The following is a 24,680-nucleotide window of genomic DNA, read 5'->3' as shown; positions in this document are numbered from 1 at the left end:
GCCCTGGTCCTCGATGGCGCGGATCTCGCGTCCGAAATCGGCGAAATCGGCGGAGAGGATGGAGGGGGCGATCTTGACGGAGCGGTCGATGGTCATGGGCGTGGTTCCCTGTGGTGAGCGGGGAGGGGGCGCTGTCCCCATCGCCTGCGGCGATCCCCCCGGGATATTTCGAGCCGGAAGAAGGGGTTATTCGGCGGCGGCACGTTTGATTGCGGAGGCGGCGATATTGGAGCGGGTGACGGGCATGGCGACGGGTTCCTGTGCGTGACGCGGCGTTTATCAGTAACCTGCGGCGCGGTCCACAAGATGACGCAGCGGCTCGCCCGCCTCGCTGCGGCGAATGTTGTCGGCAACGACCCGGGCCGCCGATCCGGCGCGGGTTTCCGAGGCGATGTGCGGGGTGATCGTGACGCCCGGGTGGGCCCAGTAGGCGTGGTCGCGCGGCAGCGGTTCGGTCCGGAACACGTCGAGCGTGGCATGGGCCACCCGGCCGCTGTCCAGCGCCGCGAGGAGGGCGCCGTCGTCGATGAGCGGGCCGCGGCCGGGATTGATCACGAAGGCGCCCGGCGCCAGCCGTGCAAGCGCCGCGGCATCGAGGATATCGGTCGTCGCGGCGGTGTCGGGCAGCAGCAGGACGAGAATCTGCGCGCCGTCGAGCGCGGTTCCGAGCTGATCTGTCCCGTGCAGGCAGCGCAGCCCGTCGATCTGCTTGGCGGTGCGGCTCCACCCTGTCACCGGGAAGCCGAGCGCGCTCAGCGCCCGCGCGCAGGCGGTGCCGAGCGCGCCGAGGCCCAGAACGGTCACCGGGCGGTCGCGCGACAGCGGCGGCGCTTCGTGGTGCCAGGCATGGTCGGGGTTCACGATATGGGCGTCCATGCCGAGGTGATGGCGCAGCACATGTCCGGTGACATATTCCACCATGCCCTGCGTCAGGCCTTCGTCGTCCACCATCCGGGCGAGGGGGACCCTCAGCGTCGGGTTGCCGACGACCTTTTCGACGCCGGCCCAGAGGTTCAGCACCGCCTTGAGGCGGGGGAAGCGCGAGAAATCCTGCACGTCGGAATCCGGCGCATAGACGATGTAGTCGACCTCGGCCGCAGGAAGGTCGGGACCGAGGCGGTAGCGCAGCCCGGTGGCCCCGAGCGCCGCGGTCAGGGGGGCTTCGTACTCCTCCCAACTGGGGGAGGAGGCGGCGTAGAGGATGGAGAGGGTCATGCGGTTACCTTGATCTCGGTCGGTGGATATGGGCGCTCTGGACCAGCCCGAAGCCGATCATCAGGACCAGCATGGCCGAGCCGCCGTAGCTGACCAGCGGCAGCGGCACGCCGACGACCGGGGCAAGGCCCATCACCATCGACATGTTGACGGCGAAGAACAGGAAGAAGGTCAGCCCCACGCCCAGCGTCAACAGCGACGAGAAGCGGTCGCGGTTCTGCAGGGCGGCGATGATGCAGAACAGCAGGATCAGCACGTAGAGCACCAGCAGGGAGAAGCCGCCGACAAAGCCGAATTCCTCGGCGAGGGTGTTGAAGATGAAGTCGGTATGCTTTTCCGGCAGGAAGTTCAGCCGGGACTGCGTGCCCTGCATGAACCCGCGCCCGGTCCAGCCGCCGGAGCCCATGGCGATCTTGGCCTGGGTGATGTGGTAGCCCGCGCCGAGCGGGTCGGTGGACGGGTCGAGAAAGGTGTCGATACGCTTGAACTGGTAGTCCTTGAGAAGCTGCCAGTCGGTGCCGCGCGACAGGAAGACAGTGTAGACGCCGCCGACCCCGGCCGCACCGACCACGGCGAAATAGAGCCAGTGCACCCCGGCAAGGAACATCATCAGCGCGCCCGCGATGACCAGCAGCAGCGCGGTGCCGAGGTCGGGCTGGATCAGCACCAGCCCGGTCGGCACGAGGATCAGGACGATCGGCGCGATGACCCAGATCGGGTTCGACACCCGGCGCATGGGCAGCCAGTCGTAATAGGCGGCCAGCACCATGACGAGGGCGATCTTCATCACCTCGGAGGGCTGCAGCCGCATGAACCCGATGTCGATCCAGCGCTGCGCCCCCATGCCGATGGCGCCGAACAGTTCCACCGCGACCAGCAGCGCCAGTGCCCCGAGGTAGATCACCACCGACAGGTTGCGCCACAGCCAGATCGGCACCAGCGCAACGGCGAACATCGCGGCGAGCCCCAGTAGGTAGCGCTTCATCTGGGGTTCCGCCCAGGGCGAAAGGCTGCCGCCCGCGACGGAGTAGAGCATCAGGAACCCGACCCCGGCCACGGCGCTCAGCAGCACGACGATCGGCCAGTTCAGGTAGAACATCTTGCGCCAGCCGGCGGGGACGGTCTTGACGTTGTACTCGAGGTAACTCATGCGCGGCCCCGCTGGTCGGCATCGCGCGCCTTGCGCTCGCGTTCGTACCGCTCCTGCTGGGCCTGGATGCGGCTGCGGTCGGGGGAGGGGTAGGCATCGAGCGGCGGCGTGCCGCCGTAGAGCGCCTGGAGGGTCACGTCCCGGTTGATCGGGGCCGCCGCGGCGGAGCCGCCGCCGCCGTGCTCGACCACCACCGAAACCGCGATCTTCGGGTTGTCGTAGGGCGCGAAGTTCACGAACAGCGCGTGGTCGCGCTCTTCCCAGGGCACGTCCTCGTTGCGCACCACCCGGTTGCGGACCTGAGAGGTCCCCGATTTCCCGGCCATGAGCATGTTCTCGGCCACGATGCGCGACCTGTAGCCGGTGCCACGCCGGTTGTTGGACACGGCGTACATCGCCTTGCGCACCTGCCGCAGGTGGCCTTCGTTGATGCCGAGGCTTTGGCCCGCGCGCGAGGGGGTCTCGATCCCGTCGATGCGCTTGATCAGGCGGGGCTGGATGTCGCGCCCTGTGGCGATGCGCGCGACCATCACCACCTGTTGCAACGGCGAGGACAGAACGAAGCCCTGCCCGATGGAGGCGTTGACGGAATCGCCGATCCGCCAGGAGGCGCCGCGTTCGCGCAGCTTCCATTCCTTGTCCGGCACGAGGCCGGCGGTGACCGCCGACATCGGCACGTCCGGCGCTTCGCCCATGCCGAGGCGGCGCGCCATGTCGGCGATGCGCTCGATCCCGATCTTGAGCGCGAGGTCGTAGTAATAGACGTCGCAGCTTTCGCGGATCGAATGTTCGAGGTTGACGTAGCCGTGTCCGCCCCGCTTCCAGCAGTGGAAGCGGCGGGAGCCGACCTCGAAATGGCCGGGACAATAGGCGGTGTCCTCGGCCGAGACGATGCCGGATTCAAGCGCCGCGAGGGCGCAGACCATCTTGAAGGTGGAGCCGGGCGGATAGGCGTCCTGCACGGTCTTGGAGGCGAGCGGGCGGTGGTTGTTGTCGCGCAGCTCGCCGTAATCGGCGACCGAGATGCCCCGGACGAACTTGTTGGGATCGTAGGACGGCGCCGAGGCGATCGCGAGGATGTCGCCATGTTCGAGGTCCATCACCACGCAGGAGGCGGATTCCTCGCCCAGGCGGGCCTTGATGTAGTCCTGCAGGTTGCTGTCGAGCGTCAGCTGGAGGTCCGCGCCCGCATCGCCTTCGCGGCGGTCGAGCTCGCGCATCACGCGGCCCACGGCGTTGACTTCGACCCGCTTGGCGCCCGCCTTGCCGCGCAGCTCTTCCTCGAACTTGGATTCGATCCCGACCTTGCCGATCTGGAAGCGCGGAATGCGCAGCACCGGCTCGGGGTCCTCGTAGCGTTCGAGGTCGCGTTCGGAGACGGGGCCGACATAGCCGACCACATGGGCGAAATTGTCGTGTTGCGGGTAGAACCGCGACAGGCCGACCTCCGGGGTCACACCGGGCAGGGCGGGGGCGTTGACGGCGACGCGGCTGATGGCGTCCCAGCTCACCCGGTCCGCCACCGTGATCGGCAGGAACGGCGGAGAGCGGCGCATCTCGGTCATGGCGCGCTTCAGCTCGTCCTCGTCCAGTTCGACGAGCGCGGACAGCCGCGCGATCACGTCCTCCACGTCGCCCGCATCCTCGCGCACGACGGTGATGCGGTAGGTGGGTTCGTTTTCGGCGATGATGGTGCCGTTGCGGTCGAAGATCCGCCCGCGCGACGGCGGGATCAGCCGCATGTTGATGCGGTTCTCTTCGGCCAGCAGGCGGAATTCGTCGGCCTGGTCGACCTGCATGTAGCGCATCCGCATGCCGAGAGTCGCGGCAAAGGCAAGCTGCGTGCCGCCCAGCAGCAGCCCCCGCCGCGAGATCTTGCGGGAGCTTTCGGCCGTGTCGCGTGGTGTGCGTCTCATTGCGCCCTCCCCGATGCACTGAATTCGCCCGGCGCCATCCGCCGCACTCCGAGCAGGAGCTGCGACAGCACCACCACCACGGGATAGGCGGCGACGGTCGTCAGATAGCGCATGATACCCAGAAAAGACGGACCGGCGGGCACGATCAAGATGGCAAGCGCCAGACGGAACGCGATCGTGATCGCCAGCAGCACGATGGCGACCGAAACCCACTCCATGAAGAAGGTGCTCTCGCGGTCGCGCCGGTCGCGGGATTTCAGGAATTCCGTCGCCAGCAGCACCAGCCCGGACCAGAGGCCGGGCGGGCGCTGAAACATCAGGTCGGCCAGCAGCATGACCGCGGCCACCAGGATCGCGGGCACGTAGTCGGGCCGGCGCAGCGCCCAGGACAGGCACAGCAGCACAAGAACGTCGGGCCCGGCCAGCCGCGCGGGCATCATGTCGAGCGGAAGGAGGTGGTAGAACATGACCGCGAAGGAGAGGCCGACGAACGCCGCGCGCATGATCCAGAGCCGGGCCGCGCGGGATTCAGCCATCCGGAGTCTCCGTCGCCTCCGCCGTATCGGCGGCGGGCGCTGCCTCGGGCAGGATCAGCGCCGAGGGCGAGGTGACGCGCCGGGCGCCGTGGTCGCGCAGGACGCGCAGGAATTCCAGCCGCTCGTAATCGGCGGCGAGGCGCACCCGCAACCGCCCGCCGGGGTCCTGCGCGACCTGTCCGATCAGAAGGCCGGGGGGAAAGACTTCGCCGTCGCCCGAGGTCACGATCCGGTCGCCGGGGCGCACCTGGTCGGGATTTTCGAGAAAGTCGATGGGCGGGGCGGCGGTGTTGTCGCCTACCACCAGCGCCCGCTGCCCGGAGGGCTGGATCGTCGCCGGGATGCGGCTGGTCGCGTCGGTCAGCAGGATCACCCGGCTGGTGTTCGCCCCGACACCCGAGATGCGCCCGACGAGGCCGATGCCGTCCATCGTCGCCCAGCCGTCGACGATGCCGTCGCGCGAGCCGACGTTGATCAGCGCGGATTGCCGGAACGGGCTGCCGCTGTCGGCCAGGACGACGCCGGTGATGTAGGTCAGCCTCGGATCGAGCCGGACATTGTTGAGATCGCGCAGCCGGGCGTTTTCCTGTTCGAGCTGAAGCGCGGCCTCCTTCCAGGCGGTCATCTGGCGCAGTTCCCGCCGAAGTTCCTGGTTCTGGTCGTGAATTCGCTGGTAGGACTGGAAATCGCGCAGGATCTTGACCGCGCCGGTCACCGGCGCCATCGCCCAGTCGAAGCCGGGAATGACCGCATCCACGATCTGCGCGCGGAACCGCTCCACCCGCGGGGAATCGATGCGCCAGAAGATGAACAGGCCGAACAGGCAGATCAGCAGGACCGCCAGAAGCAGGCGCTTCAGCGGTCCGGCATAATCGTCACTCTGAGACCCGTGTCTCGCCATTGGTTTCCCCCAGAGGGCAGGGGCTGCCTGCCCGCGCCCGAAGGGTGGGCAGATCAGCTGTCGTAGTCAATCGCGTGGCGAAGCTGCTTTTCGTACTCCAGCGCCTTGCCGGTGCCGAGCGCCACGCAGTTCAGGCTCTCGTCCGCGATCGACACGGCCAGCCCGGTCTGCTCGCGCAGCGCGAGGTCGAGATCGCCGAGCAGCGCGCCGCCTCCGGTCAGCATCACGCCGCGGTCGACAATGTCCGCCGCAAGGTCCGGCGGCGTCGCTTCGAGCGCGGTCATCACCGCCTCGCAGATCGCCTGGACGGGCTCGGAGAGGGCCTCGGCCACCTGGGCCTGGCTGATCTCGGTTTCCTTCGGCACGCCGTTCAGCAGGTCGCGGCCGCGGATCTGCATGGAAGACCCGCGCCCGTCGTCGGGCATCCGCGCCGTGCCGATGGAGGTCTTGATGCGCTCGGCGGTGGATTCCCCGACGAGGATGTTCTGCTGGCGGCGCAGGTAGTTGACGATGGCCTCGTCCATGCGGTCGCCGCCGACCCGGACCGAGCGCGCATAGACGATGTCGCCCAGCGACAGCACGGCCACTTCGGTGGTTCCGCCGCCGATGTCCACGACCATGTTGCCGGTCGGATCGGTGATCGGCATCCCCGCGCCGATGGCCGCCGCGATGGGTTCCGCGATCAGCCCGGCCTTGCGGGCCCCGGCGCTCAGCACCGACTGGCGGATGGCGCGCTTTTCGACGGGGGTGGCGCCGTGCGGGACGCAGACGATGATCTTGGGGCGGGAGAAGGTCGAGCGCTTGTGCACCTTGCGGATGAAGTGCTTGATCATTTCCTCGGCGGTGTCGAAGTCGGCAATCACGCCCTCGCGCATCGGGCGGATCGCCTCGATGCTGCCCGGCGTGCGCCCGAGCATCAGCTTCGCATCCTCGCCCACGGCAAGGACCTTCTTGACGCCATCCTTGACGTGATAGGCCACAACCGACGGTTCGGACAGGACAATTCCGCGGCCCTTGACGTAAACCAGGGTATTCGCGGTGCCAAGGTCGATAGCCATGTCCGCAGAGAACATGCCCAGGAGTTTGTCGATGCCAAACATTCTTTTCCTGTCCCAAATCGTATGAAGGCCGCGACTCCTCCGGAGACGAAACCGGAGCCCTTATAGGACCGCATCCCAAGGGGTGAAAGGGTCATTCCGGCGCACATCAGCGTGAAACCGCCGCGAGCCGGGCCATTTTCCCGACCCGGCCCGCACCGGGCGCGGCGCCGCTTTTTCCCGGCAGGCCGGGCGAATCACGTGGCCCCGTACCCTGCGGGCCGGGCATGCCCGGCCGCGTTGCGAACCTGCGGTTCCGCAGGGCCGCGACGGCATCGCGGCGGCACGGCCCGCTTGCATCCGGGGCGGATGTCCCTATCTCGGGGACGGCAACCGAATGGGAGGATATCATGGGGCTGAACGTCTATCTGTCGGGGGAAATCCACACCGACTGGCGCGAACGGATCATCGAGGGCGCCCAGGGGCTGGACCTGACCTTTTCCGCGCCGGTGACCGATCATGCCGCCAGCGACGACTGCGGCGTCGCGATCCTCGGGGCGGAGCAGGACAAGTTCTGGCACGATCGCAAGGGCGCCGCGCTCAACGCCATCCGCACGCGCAAGGCCATCGCGGACAGCGATGTGGTCGTGGTGCGCTTCGGCGAGAAATACCGCCAGTGGAACGCCGCCTTCGACGCGGGCTATGCGGCGGCGCTGGGCAAATCCCTGATCGTCCTGCAGCAGCCCGACCACGATCACGCCCTGAAGGAAGTGAACGCGGCCGCGCAGGCGGTCGCCCGCACCCCCGAACAGGTGGTGGCCCTGCTGCGCTACACCCTCACCGGCGTGCTGCCCGGATAACGGGCGCGCCGCGGCGCGGGGAATTTCCCCGGCCGCTTCCCGTTCGCGCCCGCCTGCCCTTGTGCGACGGCCTTCTCCGTGGCTTTAATCGCTGCCGGAAGGCCGTCGGAGGGTATCGGCGGCCCGTCAGGGTATTTCCGGGGGAAACGGTACATGATTCAGGAATTCAGGGACTTCATCGCCAAGGGCAATGTCATGGACATGGCCGTCGGCATCATCGTCGGCGCGGCCTTCACCGCGATCGTCACCTCGCTGGTCGGTGACATCATCAACCCGATCATCGCGCTGTTCACCGGCGGCGTCGATTTCAGCGGCTGGTTCTACGCGCTCGACGGCGGAACCTATGCCTCGCTCGACAGCGCAAAGGAGGCCGGCGCCCCGGTCTTCGCCATCGGCAGCTTCATCATGGCGATCATCAACTTCCTGATCATCGCCTTCGTGGTCTTCATGCTGGTCAAGATGGTGAACCGGGTGAAATCCATGGCCGAAAAGCCGGACGAGGTCGCACCCGAGGTCTCGACCGGCCCGTCCGAACTCGACGTTCTGCTGGAAATCCGCGACTCGCTCAGGAAATAGACGGCCCGCCGCAGGGCGGCAAAATCCCGCGGGTCACGGTCTTGCGGATCGTGGCCCGCGCCGCTATCAGACCCGCGACCGCCAGCCACGGGGATCCGCATGTCCAGAGCGATGAAGATCGCCTACGGCAGCCTTGTCGTGGGCCTTGCCGTCTTGGCGATCAAGACGCTGGCCTGGTGGCTCACCGGCTCGGTCGCGCTGATGTCCGACGCGCTGGAAAGCATCGTGAACGTGGCAACCGCCGTGGCGGCCATCCTTGCGGTCCGGATCTCGGCGCAGCCGCCGGATGCGGACCACCCCTACGGCCACCACAAGGCGGAATACTTCAGCGCCGTTCTCGAAGGCGTGATGATCATCGTGGCGGCGATCCTGATCCTGCGCGAAGCCTGGTCGGCCTGGACCCATCCCGTGGCGATCGAGGCCGCCTGGCTCGGCCTCGCCATCAACGTCGCGGCCGGCGTGCTCAACGCGATCTGGGCGGCAACCCTCATGCGCGAGGGGCGGCGGCTGCGCTCCCCGGCGCTGCAGGCGGACGGCCGCCACCTGATGACGGACGTGGTGTCCTCCATCGGGGTGGCCATCGGCGTGTCGGCGGCGGTGCTGACCGGGTGGCTCTGGCTCGATCCCCTGCTGGCGGCGCTGGTCGCGATCAACATCCTCTGGTCAGGCTGGCACGTGATCCGCGGCTCCGTCGGCGGGCTGATGGACGAAAGCGTCCCGAATGCCGATCTGGAGCGGCTGCGCGACATCATCTCCGCCAATGCCGACGGCGCGGTCGAGGCGCATGACCTGCGCTCGCGCCATGCCGGACGCGCCACCTTCGTCGAATTCCACCTTGTCGTGCCCGGCGACATGACCGTGGACGCGGCACATGACATCTGCGACCGCATCGAAGAGGCGCTGAAGGCGGAATTCGACGATGGCCGCATCACCATTCACGTGGAGCCCGAGCACAAGGCGAAACACAGCGGCATCGTCGTGCTCTGAGGGGCTCTGCCCCGTCGCCTCCGGCGACCCCCCGGGATATTTTCGGCCAGAAGAAACACTTGAGCGCCAAGGGCTTCTTCTGGCCTGAAATATCCCCGCCGGAGGCAGGCCGTCCCGTGCCGCCGCCGCGTCGTGCGGCAAGGGCACGGGACGGGCGTGTCCCGGAGCGTGGTCAGAGTTCGAGCGCGTCGTCCGGGGTGATCGCGTCGATGCCGAGGGCCAGGCCGACCGGGGCATTGGTGAGCCGCCCGGCGTGTATGTTCAGCCCCTGCAGCAGGTGGGTATCCTCGCGGCAGGCCGCGGCCCAGCCCTTGTCGGCGAGGGCGAGCACGAACGGGAGGGTGGCATTGCCGAGGGCGATGGTCGAGGTGCGCGGCACCGCGCCGGGCATGTTGGCGACGCAATAGTGGCGGATGCCGTCGACCTCGTAGACCGGATCGTCATGGGTGGTGGCGCGCGAGGTTTCGAAGCAGCCACCCTGGTCGATCGCCACATCCACGAGCACGGCGCCGTGCTTCATGTCGCCGAGTTGCGCGCGCGAGACGAGTTTCGGGGCGGCGGCCCCGGGGACGAGCACGGCACCTATGACCATGTCGGCCCCGGCCACGAGGTCCGCCGTCGCCCCGGCGCTCGCGTAGCGGGTGGAGAACATGCCGCCGAACACGTCGTCGAGATACCGCAGGCGCGGCAGCGAGCGGTCGAGCACGGTGACTTCCGCACCCATGCCGGCGGCGACCCGCGCGGCGAAGGTGCCGACCACGCCACCCCCTATCACCACGACATTGGCCGGTCCGACGCCGGGCACTCCGCCCATCAGCACGCCGCGCCCGCCGTTGGCCTTCTGCAGGGTCCAGGCCCCCATCTGCGGCGCGAGGCGTCCCGCGACTTCGGACATCGGCGCCAGCAGGGGCAGGCCGCCGCGTGCGTCGGTGACGGTTTCATAGGCGATGCAGGTGGCGCCTGAAGCGAGCAGGTCGCGGGTCTGATCGGGATCGGGGGCAAGGTGCAGGTAGGTGAACAGGATCTGCCCTTCGCGCAGCAGGGCCCGTTCCGCGGCCTGCGGTTCCTTGACCTTCACGATCATGTCCGACGTTGCAAAGACCTCGGCGGCGTCTGCGGCGATCTTCGCCCCCGCGGCGAGATAGTCCGCATCCTCGAAGCCCGCGCCGAGTCCCGCGCCCCTCTGGATCAGGGCGGCGTGGCCATGGCCGACCAGTTCGCGCACCGCGTTGGGGGTGAGGCCCACCCGGTATTCCTGCGGCTTGATTTCAGTGGGGCATCCGATCTTCATGGCACGTTCTCCCGTTGTGCGATGGTGGTCCGTACGGACAGAATGACGCGCGTCCCTTGCAATTTCCCGCCGGATTTGATGCGTTGTCGCGCAGCCGGGTCGAAGAATCTTCGGTGAATGCGGCTGACGGCGAAGGAAACTCGGCATGGAACTGGACGATACCGACAGGCGCATCCTCCGGGCGTTGCAAAAGCAGGGGCGGATCTCGAACGCGGATCTGTCGGAAACCGTCAACCTATCGGCCTCGGCCTGCCACCGGCGGGTGCAGCGTCTCGAGGCCGAGGGTTATATCGGAAACTACGTTGCCCTGCTGGACGCCCGCCGGTTGGGGTTCCCCACCACGGTGTTTGTCGAGATCACGCTGAGCGGGCAGGCCGAAGAGCTTCTGGATGCCTTCGAGAAGGCCGTCGCGCGGGTGCCGGACGTCCTGGAATGTCACCTGATGGCGGGCACGGCGGATTACATCCTCAAGATCGTGGCCGAGAACACCGAGGATTTCGCCCGCATCCATCGCCAGCATCTGTCGCGCCTGCCGGGCGTGGCGCAGATGCAGTCGAGCTTTGCCCTGCGGACGGTGTTCCGGACAACCGCGCTTCCGGTGTGAGGCGGGCAAACTTGCGGGGTCGGGGGGGCTCTGCCATACCGCTTCGGGGGAGACCGGAGGAAGCGTCATGTCCTGGGATCACATCATCGTCGGCGCGGGCAGCGCGGGCTGTGTTCTGGCCAAACGCCTGACGGAGAAGGGGCGGCGCGTGCTTCTTCTCGAAGCGGGGGGGCGGGACAACTACCATTGGGTGCATATCCCGATGGGATATCTCTATTGCATCGGCAATCCCCGCACCGACTGGTGTTACCGCACCGCCGAGGAGCCGGGCCTGAACGGGCGCTCGCTGCTCTATCCGCGCGGAAAGGTGCTGGGCGGGTGTTCTTCGATCAACGGCATGCTCTACCTGCGCGGCCAGGCGGCGGATTACGACGGATGGCGCCAGTCGGGGCTGACGGGCTGGGGCTGGGACGATGTCCTGCCGTATTTTCGCAAGTCCGAGGATTTCGTCGAGGGCGAGAGCGCGTTTCACGGCGCCGGCGGGGAATGGCGGGTCGAGAACCAGCGCCTGCACTGGGATGTGCTCGACGACTGGATGGCCGCCGCCGAAGCCGAGGGCATCCCCCGTGTCGGTGATTTCAACACCGGGAACAACGAGGGGGTCGGATACTTCCGGGTCAACCAGCGCAACGGGTGGCGCATGAACACCGCCAAGGCGTTCCTGCGCACCGCGCCGAAGGATCTGCTGCGCGTCGAAACCCTTGCCCGCGTCCGGCGGCTGATCTTCGACGGGCACCGCGTCGTGGGGGTCGCCTACCGGCAGGGAGACGCGCTGCGCGAGGCACGCTGCGGCGGCGAGGTGATCCTCTCCGCCGGGGCGATCAATTCGCCCCACCTGCTGCAGCTCTCCGGCCTCGGCCCGGCGGAGAGCCTGCGCGCACACGGGATCGATGTCATCCGGGATGCTCCTGCGGTCGGAGCGAACCTGCAGGATCATTTGCAGTTGCGCTGTTCCTGGCGGCTTGCCGGCGCGAAGACGCTGAACACACTGGCGAATTCGATGGTCGGAAAGGCGATGATCGGCCTCGAATACCTGCTGCGCCGGTCGGGTCCGATGTCGATGGCGCCGTCGCAGCTCGGCGCCTTCGCACGCTCGCGCGAGGGGCTCGAAACCCCGGACCTGGAATATCACGTGCAGCCGCTGTCGCTGGATGCCTTCGGCGAACCCCTGCACGCCTACCCCGCCGTGACGGCGAGCGTCTGCAACCTGCGTCCCGAGAGCCGGGGCACCGTGTCGCTGACCTCACCGGACCCGGAGGCCGCGCCGCGTATCGCGCCGAACTACCTCTCGACGGATGCGGACCGGCGGGTTGCTGTCGATGCCATCCGGCTGACGCGGCGGATCATGGCGCAGGAGGCGATGGCGAGGTATCGCCCGGAAGAGGTCAAGCCGGGGAGAGCGCGGGACAGCGACGCCGACCTGAAGGCGGCGGCGGGAGAGATCGGGACCACGATCTTCCACCCGGTCGGAACGGTGCACATGGGCACGGAGGCCTCGGCGCCGCTGGACGGCGATCTGCGTTTCAGAGGTGTCGACGGTCTTCGGGTGGTGGATGCGAGCGTGATGCCGCGGATCGTGTCGGGCAACACCAATTCGCCGACGATCATGATCGCGGAAAAGGCCGCGGACCTCATGCTCGGCGCCTGAACCGGGCGCCAAATTCCTTTCAAGGAATTTGCAAATCTTTTGAAAAAGATTTGGGTCCCGGCGGGGCCGTCACGGCTTCGGGTGGTCGTCGTAGCGGTCCGACAGGATGCGCCGGGCGTCGCCATCGGGGTCGTCGTATTGCCGCGATTTCACCGTGAAGACGAAGAACAACAGCCCGGCACCGCCGAGGATCAGCGAGATCGGGATCAGGTAGCTCAGGACATTCATGGCATCACCTCAATCGCAAGGCGTTCAGCGACACGGTCACCGACGAGGCCGACATCGCCAGGGCGGCGATGAGGGGAGAGCACAATCCCGCGATGGCCAGCGGCACGGCGATGACATTGTACCACGACGCGAGCGCGAAGTTCTGGCGGATGCGCCGCGTGGCGGTCCGGGCGGTCGCCATGGCCTCGGGCAACGGGGCAAGGGATTTCCCCAGCAGCACGATGTCGGAGGCGACCCGGGCCGCGTCGAGCGCCGAGGCGGGCGAGATCGACACATGGGCGCCGGCAAGCGCCGCCGTGTCGTTGAGCCCGTCCCCGACCATGAGGACGCGATGCCCGCCGTCACTCAGCGCTTTCACCCGGGCGGCCTTTTCCTGCGGCAGGACCCCGGCCTGCCAGTCCGTGATGCCGAGTTGTGCCGCCAGCGTCCGGACGACGGGGGCGGTGTCGCCGGACAGCAGGATCACCGTCCTGCCTTCGGCGAGGAGGGCGGTCACGGCCTCTGCGGCGCCGTCGCGCAGGGTGTCGGCGAAGGTGATGGCGCGCGGCGGACGATCCCCCACCGACAGCCAGGTGGTGGTTACCTCCGGCTCTGTCGCGTCGTGCCCTGCGGGCAGCCGGCCGAGCCGGACAGGCACGCCGTCGAGATGGCCTTCGCTGCCTTGGCCCGGCACTTCGCGCATGCCGGTCACGGGGGCGGGCACCACGTCGCACCGGCGCAGCGCGGCGGCTAGGGCGACGGCCAGCGGATGGGCGCTTCCCTCCGCCAGCGCGAGGGCGATCGCCTGCTCCTCCCGGTCCATCCCGTCGATGTTGGTACAGCGGGGGGTGCCGGTGGTGAGTGTGCCGGTCTTGTCGAACACGACGGTATCGACCTCGGCCAGGCGTTCGAGGGCTGTGGCATCCTTGATGAGCAGCCCCCTGCGGAACAGGCGGCCCGAGGCGGCGGTGGTCACGGCGGGCACGGCAAGCCCCAGCGCGCAGGGGCAGGTGATGATGAGCACGGCGGCGGCGATGTTGACCGCGATGCGCAGGTCGCCGCTCCAGGCGAGCCAGCCGAGAAAGGCCAGCGCGGCAAGGATGTGCACGCCGGGCGCATAAAGCCTGGCCGCCTTGTCGGCCAGCGGGGTGTACTGCGCGCGCCCGGATTCGGCGACGGCGACCAGTTCCGCCATGCGATGCAGCGAGGTTTCGCGTCCGACCGCCGACGCGCGCACGAGCAGCGGGCCTGAGAGGTTGACCTCGCCGGCGCTGACCTCGGTGCCGGGTCCCGCGGGAACGGGCAGTGTCTCGCCCGTCAGCAGGGAACGGTCGAGGTCGGACAGGCCTTCGACCACCGTGCCGTCGACGGGCATCCGGCCGCCGGGGCGGATGCGCAGCACATCCTCGACGGCGAGGGCGGCGACGGGCACCTGTTCCTCGGCCCCGGTCCCGTCCACCCGCCAGGCGCGGGGCACTTCGAGCGCCGCGAGTTCCCCGGCGGCGGAGCGGGCGACGGACCGGGTGCGATGATCGAGATAGCGCCCGATCAGCAGGAAGAAGGTCAGCGATACCGCGGCATCGAAATAGGCATGTTCCCCCGACAACGAGGTTTCCCGAAGCGAGGTGCCGAGCGCCAGAAGGATGGCGAGCGAGATCGGCACATCCATGTTGAGCCGTCGGGCGCGCAGCGCGCCGATCGCGCTGCGAAAGAACGGCTGGCCGGAGAAGGCGACGGTGGGCAGGGCGATGGCGGCCGAGATCCAGTGGAACATGTCGCGCGTCGGGCCCTCGGCGCCGGACCAGACCGCCACCGACAGCAGCATGACGTTCATCATGGCAAAGCCCGCCACCGCCAGCCGCATCAGCAGCTCGCGTCCGGCCGTATCCGTGGCGGTCGCCTGCAATGCCGAGGCGTCGAGCTCGTGCGCCTCGTAGCCCGCCGCCTGCACCACCGGGATCAGCATCCCGGCGGTGACGCCGGGCGCGGCTTCGACGCTGACCCGTTTCCGGGTGAGGTTGACCCGCGCCGAGGCGACGCCGGGAACGCCGGTCAGGGCATCCTCGACGGCGGCCATGCAGGCGGCGCAATGGATGGTGGGCAGGGACAGCACCAGCGTCGCGCCCCGGGGCGCGGCGCGGGCGGCCAGCGTTTCGGCGGCAGGGGCGGCGGCGCAGGCCGGGCATGCCGATATTCGGGGCCGTATCGCGGCGCTCATCGCTGCGTCACTCCTTCACGAAGATGTCGAGCCGCTGTTCGAACGGCGTGCCGTCGTGGGCGCGGGCGTTGACCCACACGTTCCAGTAGCCGGGCGCCAGCGGATCGGCGGCACTGTAGCCGACCCCGTCGAAGCGCATCGTCGGCGCGTGGTCGTCCCGCGCCGACGTCCTGCGCCCGACCTTGACCGAGAGACCGGCGGGCTGCACCGGGTAGCCGCGTTGATCGGTGATGGCGAGGGTGAGCGTGCCGTCGTCGTCCGTGACGGCGACCGACCATCCCAACGCCTCCTGCGCGGTGCGACGCGCGTCGAAGGTCTGGCTGGCGACGTAGGAATTCGCCACTTCCAGCCCCGGGAAGGTGGCCACGGCATTCCACGCCAGCGTCAGGTTCACCGCGATGATGATTCCGAAGGCGCCGGTGAAGATCGCCAGCACGTGCCAGCCGGTGAGTTTGCGCTCTGCGGTCATCAGTTTTCCGTCCCGTTGAAGATGGTGTCCTTGTGCGCGCGGTCGCCGTTGGTCAGATCCTCGACCCAGAAGCGGAACGGCGTGCGTTCGTCCCGGGCCGGATCGGAGCCGCGCGGCGCGATCACGTAGACCCTTTGCAGATAGGTTTCGTTGGCGGGCACCGTGACCGTTTCGTAGGGCGACCCTTCGAGCTGCACGCGCAGGCGGTCGTCTCCGGTCAGGGTCATGCGAAAGGGTCGGTCCTCGCCGTGCTTGTTGAGCAGGCGCACGTCGTAGGTGTTGCGGATCGAGCCGTCCGAGAGGACCACGAAGGTCGGGTTGCGCACCGGCGCGACGGTCATCTCGATCTCGGGGCGGATGAACAGGGCAAAGACCAGACCGACGCCGACCAGCGACCACAGACCCGTGTAGAGCATCACGCGCGGGCGGAAGATGTGTTTCCAGACCGAGCGCGGTTCGTGCCCCGCGCGCTCGCGGGTTTCGTCGGACAGGGCCAGGTAATCGATCAGCCCGCGCGGCTTGCCGATCTTGGCCATGACGTCGTCGCAGGCGTCGATGCAGAGCGCGCAGGTGATGCAGGCCAGTTGCTGGCCGTCGCGGATGTCGATGCCCACCGGGCAGACGTTGACGCAGGCGCGGCAGTCGATGCAGTCGCCCAGCTTTTCGGCGCCCCCGGCCTTGCGGTGCTTGCCGCGCGGCTCTCCGCGCCACTCGCGGTAGCCGACGGTGAGGGTGTCCTCGTCCATCATGGCGGCCTGGATGCGCGGCCACGGGCAGGCATAGATGCAGATCTGTTCGCGGGCGAAGCCGCCGAAGGCAAAGGTCGTCGCGGTCAGGATCAGCATGGTCGTGTAGGCGACGGGATGGGCGTTGCCGGTGACCAGATCCACCGCCAGCGTCGGCGCATCGGTAAAGTAGAACACCCAGGCCCCGCCGGTCGCCAGTGCGATGAGGAACCAGGCCACCCATTTCGTCAGCCGAAGGCGGGCCTTGCGCAGATCCCATGCCTTCTGGCGGTGCAGGCGCAGGCGCGCGTTGCGGTCGCCCTCGATCCAGCGTTCGACGAGGATGAACAGGTCGGTCCAGACGGTCTGCGGGCAGGCATAGCCGCACCAGACCCGGCCGAGCGCCGAGGTGAACAGGAAGAGGCCGAGCCCCGCCATGACCAGCAGGCCCGCGACGAAGTAGAATTCATGGGGCCAGATCTCGATCCAGAAGAAAAAGAACCGGCGGCCGGCGAGATCGAGCAGCACCGCCTGATCGGGCAATTCCGGCCCGCGGTCCCAGCGGATCCACGGGGTGACGTAATAGATGGCGAGCATCAGCGTCAGGAGGACCCATTTCAGGTTTCGGAACGGCCCGCTGACCCGGCGCGGAAAGATCGGCTCGCGCGCGGCATAGAGTGAGGGGGCTGGCTCTGGGGTTTCGGCCACGGGAATCGCTCCGCTTCGTTATTGCCTGTCCCCGCCGTTCTGGTCCGCGCCGGCGCTCCCGACCTTGACCTGCATCAAATACTGCATCTGCCAGTCAGCTTTTTCCCGCCTCCCGGCGCAGCCAGCGAATGAAATTCCGCACGGGAAGCCGCTGCACCCCCGGTCGCGTGACAAGGTGGTAGCCCTTGTGGCGGTCGTCCTCGAACAGCAGGCGCAGGCGGCCGGCGGCGATGTCGTCCTGGATGAAGGCCTTGGCCGAGATCGCGACGCCCTGACCCTGCCGGGCGGCCTCGATCATCAGGTTGCCGGGCAGCGCGGTGATCGTGCGCTTGCGGTCCTGGGTCACCCCCTGCCGGGTCAGCCAGTCCGAGACCTCGGAGGTGCCGAATTCCTGCAACCAGTGGAGATCCTTGAGATCTTCGGCCGAGGCGATCTCGCGGTCCCCGACCAGCCCCGGGGCGGCGACGACGACGATGGGGGATCGGACGAGTTCTTCGGCGTCGAGTCCCGGCCACTGTCCCGCGCCATAGCGCAGCGCGACGTCGATACCGCCCGGTTCCAGCGTCTTCACCTCGACCGAGGGGTCGATCATCAGGCTGATCTCGGGGTGGGCGGCGCGGAAGGACGACAGCCGCGGCATCAGCCAGGACGAGGCGAAGCTGGGCGTGGAGGAAACCAGCACCGGCCGCCAGAGGTCGCGCCCGGTCAGTTCCTCGATCTCCTGCGAGATATTGCCGAAGGCCTGCGACAGCGCCAGTGCGAGGCGCTGACCTTCGGCGGTCAGTTGCATGCGGCGGGACGAACGGTCGAGCAGGGTCAGCCCGAGGTGACTTTCGAGATTGCGGATCTGCTGACTGATCGCCGCATGGCTCACGTTGAGCGCCACCCCAGCCTGCGCGACGGAGCCGGTTTCGGCATAGGCGGCAAAGGCGCGCAGCGACGAGAGCGGGGGCAGGGCGGTCCAGTCTGTCATGTCAGTTCAGCTTACATATGGAATTTATTCCTGACTGGCGTTGAATCGCGCCTGAGTCAATATTGGTGCCAGATACAGCAAGCGAAAGGAGAACGGCGATGTTGGGTATCTTTGCAAAATCTTTCATGACCGCAACGCGGAATACCCCGGAGGAGCCCCGTGATCCGCGCTGGCAGCCCCCGCGCAGGACCTGGCTGACGGAGGATCTGCCCTTTGCCCGCCACGCCGGAACGCGCCACGGGCTCGACGACTGATCCCGGACCTCCGGGCCCCCTCCCGGACCTTGTCGCAGGCCGCGCTCCCCTGGTCTGCGGCGAAACGGGGTCCCGGAGGGCTTTTTCTCAACCATCGGAATGCCGCGATGGCAGATGCGCAAAGGCCGCCCCCGGGGGCGGCCTTTGGTGTTTCGATGCCGACGCCCCCGAGAGACGCGGGAACCGGAGGGGGCGGCGGCGCCGGACCCGCGCCGTTGCGGGCGCGGGTGTCTCGGTGAGTTATTCCGCCGCGTCGGCCTCGCCGCCGCCGAGACCGTGCACATAGGTGGCCACGGCGCGGATTTCGGCCTCGCTCAACCGGGCGCCGCCCATCGGGGGCATCACGCCGAAGCGGGCGTTCACAACGGTTTCGCGGATCGTGCCGAAATCGCCGCCATAGAGCCAGATCGCGTCGGTCAGGTTCGGCGCACCCTGCGAACGGTCGCCGGTGCCGTCCTCGGCATGGCAGGCGGCGCAGTTGTCGGCAAAGACCGCCGCCCCCGCCTGCACCAGCTCCGCGTCCGCGGGCGTTTCCCCCGACAGGGTCATCACGTAGTTGACCACCTGGTCGATCTGTTCGGGTTCGAGCAGCCCGTCGCGTCCGAAGGCAGGCATCTCCGAATAGCGCGCCTCGTCATCCTGTTCGTTGCGGATGCCGTGGCTGATGGTGGTGTGGATGTCCTCCATCGTGCCGCCCCAGAGCCAGTCGTCGTCCAGCAGGTTGGGATAGCCCTTGGCCCCCGCCGCGCCCGACCCGTGGCACTGGGCGCAGAAGGTGCGGAACACCGCGCCCCCGGCGTTGATCGCGTAGTTCGACAGCTCCGGATCCCCGGCGATGGCCGTCAGCTCGACCGAGGCGAGCCGGTCGTTGATCGGCGCGAGGGTGGTTTCCTGCGCCTCGATCTCGGCCGCCACGTCGGCGCGGGTCGACCAGCCGAGCACGCCCGCGGTGGCCGATTTCACGCCCGGCCAGGCCGGATAGGCGATGGTGTAGCCGACGCCCCAGATGATCGTGGCATAGAAGACCATCAGCCACCACTTGGGGAGCGGCTTGTTGTATTCGCGGATGCCGTCCCATTCGTGACCGGTTGTTTCGTAGTCCTGGTCCGGTTTCTTGTGGTCGCTCATGTCCTCGGCTCCCTTGTCCGGGCGGGGGCACCCGTCGCGGGCGCCATCGGTTTGTCGTCATGCCGGAACGGGATGGTGCGCGTCCGTTCGTAGGCGCTGGTCGAACCGGGCCGGAAGGCCCAGGCGATCACGCCGACGAAGAAGACGAACAGCGCAAGCAGCATCCAGCTGTCGGCAAATTCGCGAAGGAGGGAATAATGTTCCATGATCCGGTCCTCAGCGGCTGGCGTCCGGCGTGAAGGTCGAGAAATCGACCAGCGTGCCGAGCATTTGCAGATAGGCCACCAGCGCATCCATTTCGGTGATGCCGGGGCGGCGGTCGAAGTTGCGCACGTTCACCGTGTCGCCGTAGCGTTCGAGCAGACCGTCGTAATCCTTGTCCGGATCGGCCTGCACGGTGAAATCGGACCAGGCGTTTTCGATCATCTCGTCGGTGTAGGGCACGCCGACCATGCGATGGGTCTTGAGCAGGTCCTGAACGTGCTCGCCGTCGATCAGCCGGGCGTCGAGGAAGCCGTATTTCGGCATCACCGATTCCGGCACCACGGATTGCGGGTCGGTCAGATGGTCGATGTGCCACTCGTCCGAATAGCGGCCGCCGACGCGGGCAAGGTCGGGCCCGGTCCGCTTGGACCCCCACTGGAACGGGTGATCGTACTGCGATTCCGCCGCCAGCGAGTAATGGCCGTAGCGTTCGACCTCGTCCCGCATGGGGCGGATCATCTGGCTGTGGCAGACATAGCAGCCCTCGCGCACGTAGATGTCGCGCCCGGCCAGTTCCAGCGGGGTGTAGGGGCGCATGCCCTCCACGTCCTCGATGGTGTTTTCCAGGTAGAACAGCGGCACGATCTGCACCAGGCCGCCGATGGTGACGACGAGGAAGCTGAAGATCAGCAGCAGCGTCGCGTTGCGTTCCAGCACGCCGTGTTTGTCGAGAATGGACATGATCCTGGCCCTCCTTATTCGGCCGGGGTGGCGTGTGCCGCGGCCGCGCGGGCCTCGACCGCCGGAGACCGTCTGACGGTCATCCAAAGGTTGTAGCACATGATGATCGCGCCGCTGACGTAGAGCAGGCCCCCCAGCGCGCGCACGACGTACATCGGGTACTTGGCGGCGACGGTGTCGGCGAAGCTGTTGACGAGGAAGCCGTTGGCGTCGACTTCGCGCCACATAAGGCCTTCCATGATGCCCGTGACCCACATGGCGGCGGCGTAGAGAACGATGCCGATGGTGGCGAGCCAGAAGTGCCAGGACACGAGGCCGAGCGAGTAGAGCCGCTCGCGGTTCCAGAGCTTGGGCACGAGGAAGTAGAGCGCGCCGAAGGTGATCATGCCGTTCCAGCCGAGCGCGCCGGAATGCACGTGGCCGATGGTCCAGTCGGTGTAATGCGACAGCGAGTTCACCGCGCGGATCGACATCATCGGGCCTTCGAAGGTCGACATGCCGTAGAAGCCGATGGAGATCACCATCATGCGGATGATCGGATCGGTGCGCAGCTTGTCCCAGGCGCCCGAAAGGGTCATCAGGCCGTTGATCATGCCGCCCCAGGAGGGCATCCACAGGATGATCGAGAACACCATGCCGAGGGTCGAGGCCCAGTCGGGCAGGGCGGTGTAGTGCAGGTGGTGCGGACCGGCCCAGATGTAGAGAAAGATCAGCGCCCAGAAGTGCACGATGGACAGCTTGTAGCTGAACACCGGGCGTTCGGCCTGCTTCGGCACGAAGTAGTACATCATGCCGAGGAAGCCCGCGGTCAGGAAGAAGCCCACGGCGTTGTGGCCGTACCACCACTGGACCATGGCGTCCTGCACGCCCGAAAAGACCTGCACCGACTTGGAGCCGAAGATGCTGACCGGAATCGACAGGTTGTTGACGATGTGCAGCATGGCGACGGTGACGATGAAGCTCAGGTAGAACCAGTTGGCCACGTAGATATGCGGTTCGCGGCGCTTGATGATCGTGCCGAGGAACACCGCGAGATAGGCGACCCAGACCACGGTCAGCCACAGATCGACGTACCATTCGGGCTCGGCATATTCCTTGGACTGGGTGCCGCCGAGGATGTAGCCGGTGGCGGCCAGCACGATGAACAGGTTGTAGCCCCAGAACACGAACCAGGCGAGGTTGCCGCCCCAGAGCCGCGCCGCGCTGGTGCGCTGCACCACGTAGAACGATGTCGCGATGAGGGCGTTGCCGCCGAAGGCGAAGATCACCGCCGAGGTGTGCAGCGGCCGCAGGCGCCCGAAGTTGAGGTAGCCGTCGGCCCAGTCGAAGTTGAGCCCCGGAAAGGCGAGCTGTGCGGCGATGAACGTCCCGGCAAGAAAGCCGACCACGCCCCAGGCCGCGGTGGCGATGACGCCGTAGCGGATCACGCCGTCCATGTAGGAAAGTTGCAATTCCCGCGCCGGAGTCGGTTCATCCGTGTGGCGAAGGGTCCACAGGAACAGACCTGAGGCCACCAGAAAGATCAGGATGGCATGGACCATGTAAGCCACGTCACGTGCATAGTTGGCGGCGATCAAGGCGAGGATCGCGATCAGCCCAAGCACGACGAGCTTGATATAGTTGAGCATTTTTCGTCCCTTCGTCTGCCGCGCGCGATTCGTCTGCCGCGCGGGCGGTTTCAGACTGCACGCTTATTGAAGAAGTGATCGGCGCCGCTCCTTGATCTGCATCAAGGAGCGTCCACCTCTCTATCGACCATGGTTGATCTGCGATCACCCGTCCGGGCCCGTTGTCCGGACATGCCGAGTCCCTGCACTTCCGAGGAGAGCATCATGGGCTATAAGACAATTCTTGCAGTCGTCACCGACGCGTCTCTCATCAAGACGACCATCGACCACGCGGGCGCCGTCGCGGATGGCTGCGGCGCACATCTCGACGTGCTGTGCTTCGGGGTGGATCGCACGCAGAGCGGCTATTACTACGCGGGCGCCAATGCGATGATCCTCCAGGAGACGCTGTCCCGCGCGACCGAGGAGGGCGAGGCGCTTGCCGCCTCCGCGCGCGCCGCGCTGGAGCAGCGCGATACGCGCTGGTCGCTGGAAAGCGGGGTTGCGCAGCTTGTGGACATCGGCCGCCACGTGGCGGGGCGGGCGCGGTTCTCGGACCTCGTGGTGCTGCCGAAACCCTACGGCAAGGACCGCGGGGTGGAACTGGAGCCGGTGGTCGAGGGTGCGCTGTTCGAAGGCCAGGCCCCGGTCATGACCGTCCCGCAGGCGGTGATGCCGACCGCGACCCCGTCCCGCGTCGTCATCGGCTGGAACGAGGGGGCCGAGGCGCTGCGCGCGGTCAGGGCGGCGATGCCGATGCTGATCGGGGCGGAAAAGGTCCACGTGGTCGTCATCGACCCGCCCCAGCACGGCCCGAACCGTTCGGACCCCGGCGGGATGCTGTCGCAATATCTCGCGCGGCACGGGGTAAAGGCGGAAATCGACGTCCTTTCCCGGACGATGCCGCGGGTTTCGGACGTGCTCTGCCGGCATGCGCAGGATGTGGATGCGGACATGATCGTGATGGGGGCCTACGGGCACTCGCGCTTCCGCGAGGCCATCCTCGGCGGTGCCACGCGCAACATGCTCGAACAGGCCGTGATCCCGGTCTTCATGGCGCATTGACGGGCGGGCGGCCGCGCCGGGTCAGTCGAGCCCGCGCAGCATTGCCTTGAGTTGCCCGAGGTCGACGCCCTCCATATGGGCGTCGACCGCATCGTGTTCCGCGCGCCAGATCGGGACCGCACGTTTCAAGAGGTCGCGCCCCGCCTGCGACAATTTCAGCCGCCGGTTCCGCTTGTCCGCGTCGTCGGTCACGGACTCGACCAGGCCGCGCCGCTCCAGCACCTTCATCGCCGCCGTCAGGGTGGTGCGATCCATCGCCAGGAACGGCGCGAGGTCCGAGATCCGCGGCGGCTCGGGCCGGTTGAGCGACATCAGGATGGAGAACTGCCCGTTGCTCAGCCCCACCGGCTTCAACGCCAGGTCGAAACGGCGCGCGAGCACGCGCGCCGCCCGCTGCACGACGAGGCACAGGCAGCGGTCACGCACTTCGAAGGTGGTTTCGATGGGAAGATCCGGGTCCATGCCTGCATTCAAGTTGATATCAACTCAATTATCGGCATATCCTTCCCGACATACAATAGGGAGAATCGAATATGACTTATGTTTCCGGCTTCCTTGCCCCCGTTCCGACCGCCAACAAATCGGCCTACCTTGCCAGTGCCGAAAAAAGCTGGCCGCTGTTCAAGGACTACGGCGCGCTGTCCATGCTGGAAAACTGGGAAAGCGATGTGCCGGACGGGCAGGTGACGTCCTTTCCGCTCGCCGTGAAGCGCGAAGAGGGGGAATCGATCATCTTTTCCTGGATCGTCTGGCCGGACAAGGCGACGGCCGACGCCTGCTGGGCGACGATGGAGACGGACCCGCGCTGGAAGGAAATGGACATGCCCTTCGACGGCAAGCGCATGATCTTCGGCGGCTTCGACACGATCTTCGAGGCCTGACAGGCCCCGCTCAGTCAACCATCCCGCCGTCCGCGTCGTCGCCGGCTTCTTCCAGCAGGCGGCCCATGTCGGGCACGATCACGCGGCGCTTGCCTTCCAGCGTGATGACGCCGTCGCGCTTGAGGGCGGAAACCTGGCGGCTGACGGTTTCCAGCGTGAGCCCGAGATAATCGGCCATCGCCTCGCGCGTGAGGGGCAGCTCGAAGGCGACCGGGGCATCGGCGCCGCGCTGGTTGATGGAGGCATCCCGGCGCGCGATGATCGACAGCAGCGAGGCGATCTTTTCCCGCGCCGTCTTGCGGCCGAGGACCAGCATCCATTCCCGTGCGGCGTCGAGTTCGTCCAGCGTCATCTCCAGCAGGCGCTGGGCGATGTGCGGGGTCTGAGACATCATCTGTTCGAACGGCGCCTTGCGGAAGCAGCACATCACCAGATCGGTCGTCGCCACCACGTCATACGCCGCCGAGGACCGCCCCGGGCGGCCGACGAAATCCGACGGCAGCAGCAGGCCGACCATCTGGGTGCGGCCGTCCTCCATCGTCTGGGTCAGCGTCGCGATTCCCGACACCACCGAACCGACGAAATCCATCCGGTCGCCCGACCAGATGACCGTCTGACCGGCCTCGAACTTGCGATAGTACTTGATCTCTTCCAGGCGATCGAGTTCGTCGCTCTCGCAACGCGCGCAGACCGCCCGGTGGCGGATCGGGCAGTCGTCGCATTGCTGCGAAACGGCGAGGCTGCGTTCGTTCAACATGATCCTTCCGGGCGTTTGATCT

Annotated in this window: 26 protein-coding genes and 1 pseudogene; 8 read left to right on the top strand and 19 right to left on the bottom strand. The window is 67.4% G+C overall.

The window, feature by feature from the left end:
• The 7 genes and pseudogenes from ACN0RJ_RS14615 to ACN0RJ_RS14585 all read right to left on the bottom strand — a co-directional run.
• Positions 1-96, bottom strand: a pseudogene (locus ACN0RJ_RS14615) (ribulose-phosphate 3-epimerase); the annotation flags it as partial.
• 183 nt (positions 97-279) lie between these two features.
• Positions 280-1,215 (bottom strand): 2-hydroxyacid dehydrogenase, encoded by a 936-nt coding sequence (locus tag ACN0RJ_RS14610; protein WP_417724718.1) that lies wholly within the window; start codon positions 1,213-1,215, stop codon positions 280-282.
• A gap of 4 nt (positions 1,216-1,219) precedes the next feature.
• Complete coding sequence (rodA, locus tag ACN0RJ_RS14605) at positions 1,220-2,365, bottom strand: rod shape-determining protein RodA (RefSeq protein ID WP_417724717.1); 1,146 nt, start codon at positions 2,363-2,365, stop codon at positions 1,220-1,222.
• Positions 2,362-4,281 (bottom strand): penicillin-binding protein 2, encoded by a 1,920-nt coding sequence (gene mrdA, locus ACN0RJ_RS14600; RefSeq protein WP_417720281.1) that lies wholly within the window; start codon positions 4,279-4,281, stop codon positions 2,362-2,364. The genes rodA and mrdA overlap by 4 nt, the downstream gene beginning before the upstream one ends.
• Positions 4,278-4,817, bottom strand: coding sequence for a rod shape-determining protein MreD (locus tag ACN0RJ_RS14595; protein WP_417720282.1), 540 nt, complete (start codon positions 4,815-4,817; stop codon positions 4,278-4,280). The genes mrdA and ACN0RJ_RS14595 overlap by 4 nt, the downstream gene beginning before the upstream one ends.
• Complete coding sequence (mreC, locus tag ACN0RJ_RS14590; RefSeq protein WP_417720283.1) at positions 4,810-5,718, bottom strand: rod shape-determining protein MreC; 909 nt, start codon at positions 5,716-5,718, stop codon at positions 4,810-4,812. The genes ACN0RJ_RS14595 and mreC overlap by 8 nt, the downstream gene beginning before the upstream one ends.
• Before the next feature lie 53 nt (positions 5,719-5,771).
• The gene (locus tag ACN0RJ_RS14585) at positions 5,772-6,818 is read right to left on the bottom strand and encodes a rod shape-determining protein (RefSeq protein ID WP_417720284.1); all 1,047 of its coding nucleotides are present in this window, start codon (positions 6,816-6,818) and stop codon (positions 5,772-5,774) included.
• A 347-nt stretch (positions 6,819-7,165) separates the two neighbouring features.
• On the opposite strand from ACN0RJ_RS14585, the gene ACN0RJ_RS14580 reads away from it, so the two are divergent.
• From ACN0RJ_RS14580 to ACN0RJ_RS14570, 3 genes are all read left to right on the top strand, one after another.
• Positions 7,166-7,615, top strand: coding sequence for a YtoQ family protein (locus ACN0RJ_RS14580; RefSeq protein WP_417720285.1), 450 nt, complete (start codon positions 7,166-7,168; stop codon positions 7,613-7,615).
• A 153-nt stretch (positions 7,616-7,768) separates the two neighbouring features.
• Positions 7,769-8,191: a large conductance mechanosensitive channel protein MscL gene (mscL, locus tag ACN0RJ_RS14575; protein ID WP_417720286.1), complete on the top strand. Its 423-nt coding sequence runs from the start codon at positions 7,769-7,771 to the stop codon at positions 8,189-8,191.
• A gap of 99 nt (positions 8,192-8,290) precedes the next feature.
• Positions 8,291-9,178: a cation diffusion facilitator family transporter gene (locus ACN0RJ_RS14570; protein WP_417720287.1), complete on the top strand. Its 888-nt coding sequence runs from the start codon at positions 8,291-8,293 to the stop codon at positions 9,176-9,178.
• A 172-nt stretch (positions 9,179-9,350) separates the two neighbouring features.
• Here the strand turns inward: ACN0RJ_RS14570 and ald are convergent, their stop codons facing one another.
• Positions 9,351-10,469 (bottom strand): alanine dehydrogenase, encoded by a 1,119-nt coding sequence (gene ald / locus ACN0RJ_RS14565; protein WP_417724716.1) that lies wholly within the window; start codon positions 10,467-10,469, stop codon positions 9,351-9,353.
• A gap of 145 nt (positions 10,470-10,614) precedes the next feature.
• On the opposite strand from ald, the gene ACN0RJ_RS14560 reads away from it, so the two are divergent.
• Both ACN0RJ_RS14560 and ACN0RJ_RS14555 read left to right on the top strand, forming a co-directional pair.
• On the top strand, positions 10,615-11,073 hold the full coding sequence (locus ACN0RJ_RS14560; RefSeq protein ID WP_417724715.1) for an Lrp/AsnC family transcriptional regulator: 459 nt from the start codon (positions 10,615-10,617) through the stop codon (positions 11,071-11,073).
• Between the two features lie 67 nt (positions 11,074-11,140).
• The gene (locus ACN0RJ_RS14555; RefSeq protein ID WP_417724714.1) at positions 11,141-12,721 is read left to right on the top strand and encodes a GMC family oxidoreductase; all 1,581 of its coding nucleotides are present in this window, start codon (positions 11,141-11,143) and stop codon (positions 12,719-12,721) included.
• A gap of 69 nt (positions 12,722-12,790) precedes the next feature.
• Here ACN0RJ_RS14555 and ccoS read toward each other — a convergent pair whose 3' ends face one another.
• The 5 genes from ccoS to ACN0RJ_RS14530 form a co-directional block, all read right to left on the bottom strand.
• A complete protein-coding gene (ccoS, locus tag ACN0RJ_RS14550) occupies positions 12,791-12,949 on the bottom strand; it encodes a cbb3-type cytochrome oxidase assembly protein CcoS (RefSeq protein ID WP_417720291.1) in 159 nt (52 codons plus the stop codon).
• Between the two features lie 4 nt (positions 12,950-12,953).
• Positions 12,954-15,146 (bottom strand): heavy metal translocating P-type ATPase, encoded by a 2,193-nt coding sequence (locus ACN0RJ_RS14545; protein WP_417724713.1) that lies wholly within the window; start codon positions 15,144-15,146, stop codon positions 12,954-12,956.
• Between the two features lie 7 nt (positions 15,147-15,153).
• Positions 15,154-15,615 (bottom strand): FixH family protein, encoded by a 462-nt coding sequence (locus tag ACN0RJ_RS14540; protein WP_417720293.1) that lies wholly within the window; start codon positions 15,613-15,615, stop codon positions 15,154-15,156.
• The gene (ccoG, locus tag ACN0RJ_RS14535) at positions 15,615-17,048 is read right to left on the bottom strand and encodes a cytochrome c oxidase accessory protein CcoG (RefSeq protein WP_417720294.1); all 1,434 of its coding nucleotides are present in this window, start codon (positions 17,046-17,048) and stop codon (positions 15,615-15,617) included. Before ccoG ends, ACN0RJ_RS14540 begins: the two co-directional genes overlap by 1 nt.
• 94 nt (positions 17,049-17,142) lie before the next feature.
• Positions 17,143-18,021 (bottom strand): LysR family transcriptional regulator, encoded by an 879-nt coding sequence (locus ACN0RJ_RS14530; RefSeq protein WP_417720295.1) that lies wholly within the window; start codon positions 18,019-18,021, stop codon positions 17,143-17,145.
• Between the two features lie 125 nt (positions 18,022-18,146).
• Here ACN0RJ_RS14530 and ACN0RJ_RS14525 point away from each other — a divergent pair, with 125 nt between their 5' ends.
• Positions 18,147-18,275: a hypothetical protein gene (locus ACN0RJ_RS14525; protein WP_417720296.1), complete on the top strand. Its 129-nt coding sequence runs from the start codon at positions 18,147-18,149 to the stop codon at positions 18,273-18,275.
• A gap of 240 nt (positions 18,276-18,515) precedes the next feature.
• Here ACN0RJ_RS14525 and ccoP read toward each other — a convergent pair whose 3' ends face one another.
• The 4 genes from ccoP to ccoN are packed head-to-tail and all read right to left on the bottom strand — an operon-like array spanning position 18,516 to position 21,976.
• Positions 18,516-19,403, bottom strand: a complete 888-nt coding sequence (gene ccoP / locus ACN0RJ_RS14520) for a cytochrome-c oxidase, cbb3-type subunit III (protein WP_417720297.1) — start codon at positions 19,401-19,403, stop codon at positions 18,516-18,518.
• Complete coding sequence (locus ACN0RJ_RS14515; RefSeq protein ID WP_417720298.1) at positions 19,400-19,609, bottom strand: cbb3-type cytochrome c oxidase subunit 3; 210 nt, start codon at positions 19,607-19,609, stop codon at positions 19,400-19,402. Before ACN0RJ_RS14515 ends, ccoP begins: the two co-directional genes overlap by 4 nt.
• A gap of 10 nt (positions 19,610-19,619) precedes the next feature.
• The gene (gene ccoO, locus ACN0RJ_RS14510) at positions 19,620-20,348 is read right to left on the bottom strand and encodes a cytochrome-c oxidase, cbb3-type subunit II (RefSeq protein ID WP_417720299.1); all 729 of its coding nucleotides are present in this window, start codon (positions 20,346-20,348) and stop codon (positions 19,620-19,622) included.
• A gap of 14 nt (positions 20,349-20,362) precedes the next feature.
• Positions 20,363-21,976 carry a cytochrome-c oxidase, cbb3-type subunit I gene (gene ccoN, locus ACN0RJ_RS14505; protein ID WP_417720300.1) on the bottom strand — a complete coding sequence of 538 codons (1,614 nt, stop codon included), beginning with the start codon at positions 21,974-21,976 and terminating at the stop codon, positions 20,363-20,365.
• 204 nt (positions 21,977-22,180) lie between these two features.
• On the opposite strand from ccoN, the gene ACN0RJ_RS14500 reads away from it, so the two are divergent.
• Positions 22,181-23,020: a universal stress protein gene (locus ACN0RJ_RS14500; RefSeq protein ID WP_417724712.1), complete on the top strand. Its 840-nt coding sequence runs from the start codon at positions 22,181-22,183 to the stop codon at positions 23,018-23,020.
• A gap of 21 nt (positions 23,021-23,041) precedes the next feature.
• Here ACN0RJ_RS14500 and ACN0RJ_RS14495 read toward each other — a convergent pair whose 3' ends face one another.
• Entirely contained in the window at positions 23,042-23,482 is a 441-nt protein-coding gene (locus ACN0RJ_RS14495; protein ID WP_417724711.1) for a MarR family winged helix-turn-helix transcriptional regulator, read from the bottom strand.
• A 71-nt stretch (positions 23,483-23,553) separates the two neighbouring features.
• On the opposite strand from ACN0RJ_RS14495, the gene ACN0RJ_RS14490 reads away from it, so the two are divergent.
• Positions 23,554-23,901: a DUF1428 domain-containing protein gene (locus ACN0RJ_RS14490; RefSeq protein ID WP_417720303.1), complete on the top strand. Its 348-nt coding sequence runs from the start codon at positions 23,554-23,556 to the stop codon at positions 23,899-23,901.
• A gap of 10 nt (positions 23,902-23,911) precedes the next feature.
• Here the strand turns inward: ACN0RJ_RS14490 and fnrL are convergent, their stop codons facing one another.
• Positions 23,912-24,658 carry a transcriptional regulator FnrL gene (gene fnrL, locus ACN0RJ_RS14485; protein WP_417720304.1) on the bottom strand — a complete coding sequence of 249 codons (747 nt, stop codon included), beginning with the start codon at positions 24,656-24,658 and terminating at the stop codon, positions 23,912-23,914.
• Positions 24,659-24,680: the final 22 nt, after the last annotated feature.

Origin of the sequence: Salipiger sp. (assembly GCF_048261495.1) — a bacterium.
Taxonomy (GTDB): domain Bacteria; phylum Pseudomonadota; class Alphaproteobacteria; order Rhodobacterales; family Rhodobacteraceae; genus Salipiger.
Note: the sequence above shows the minus strand (reverse complement) of the source record. Positions and strands in the feature narration are given on the sequence as shown.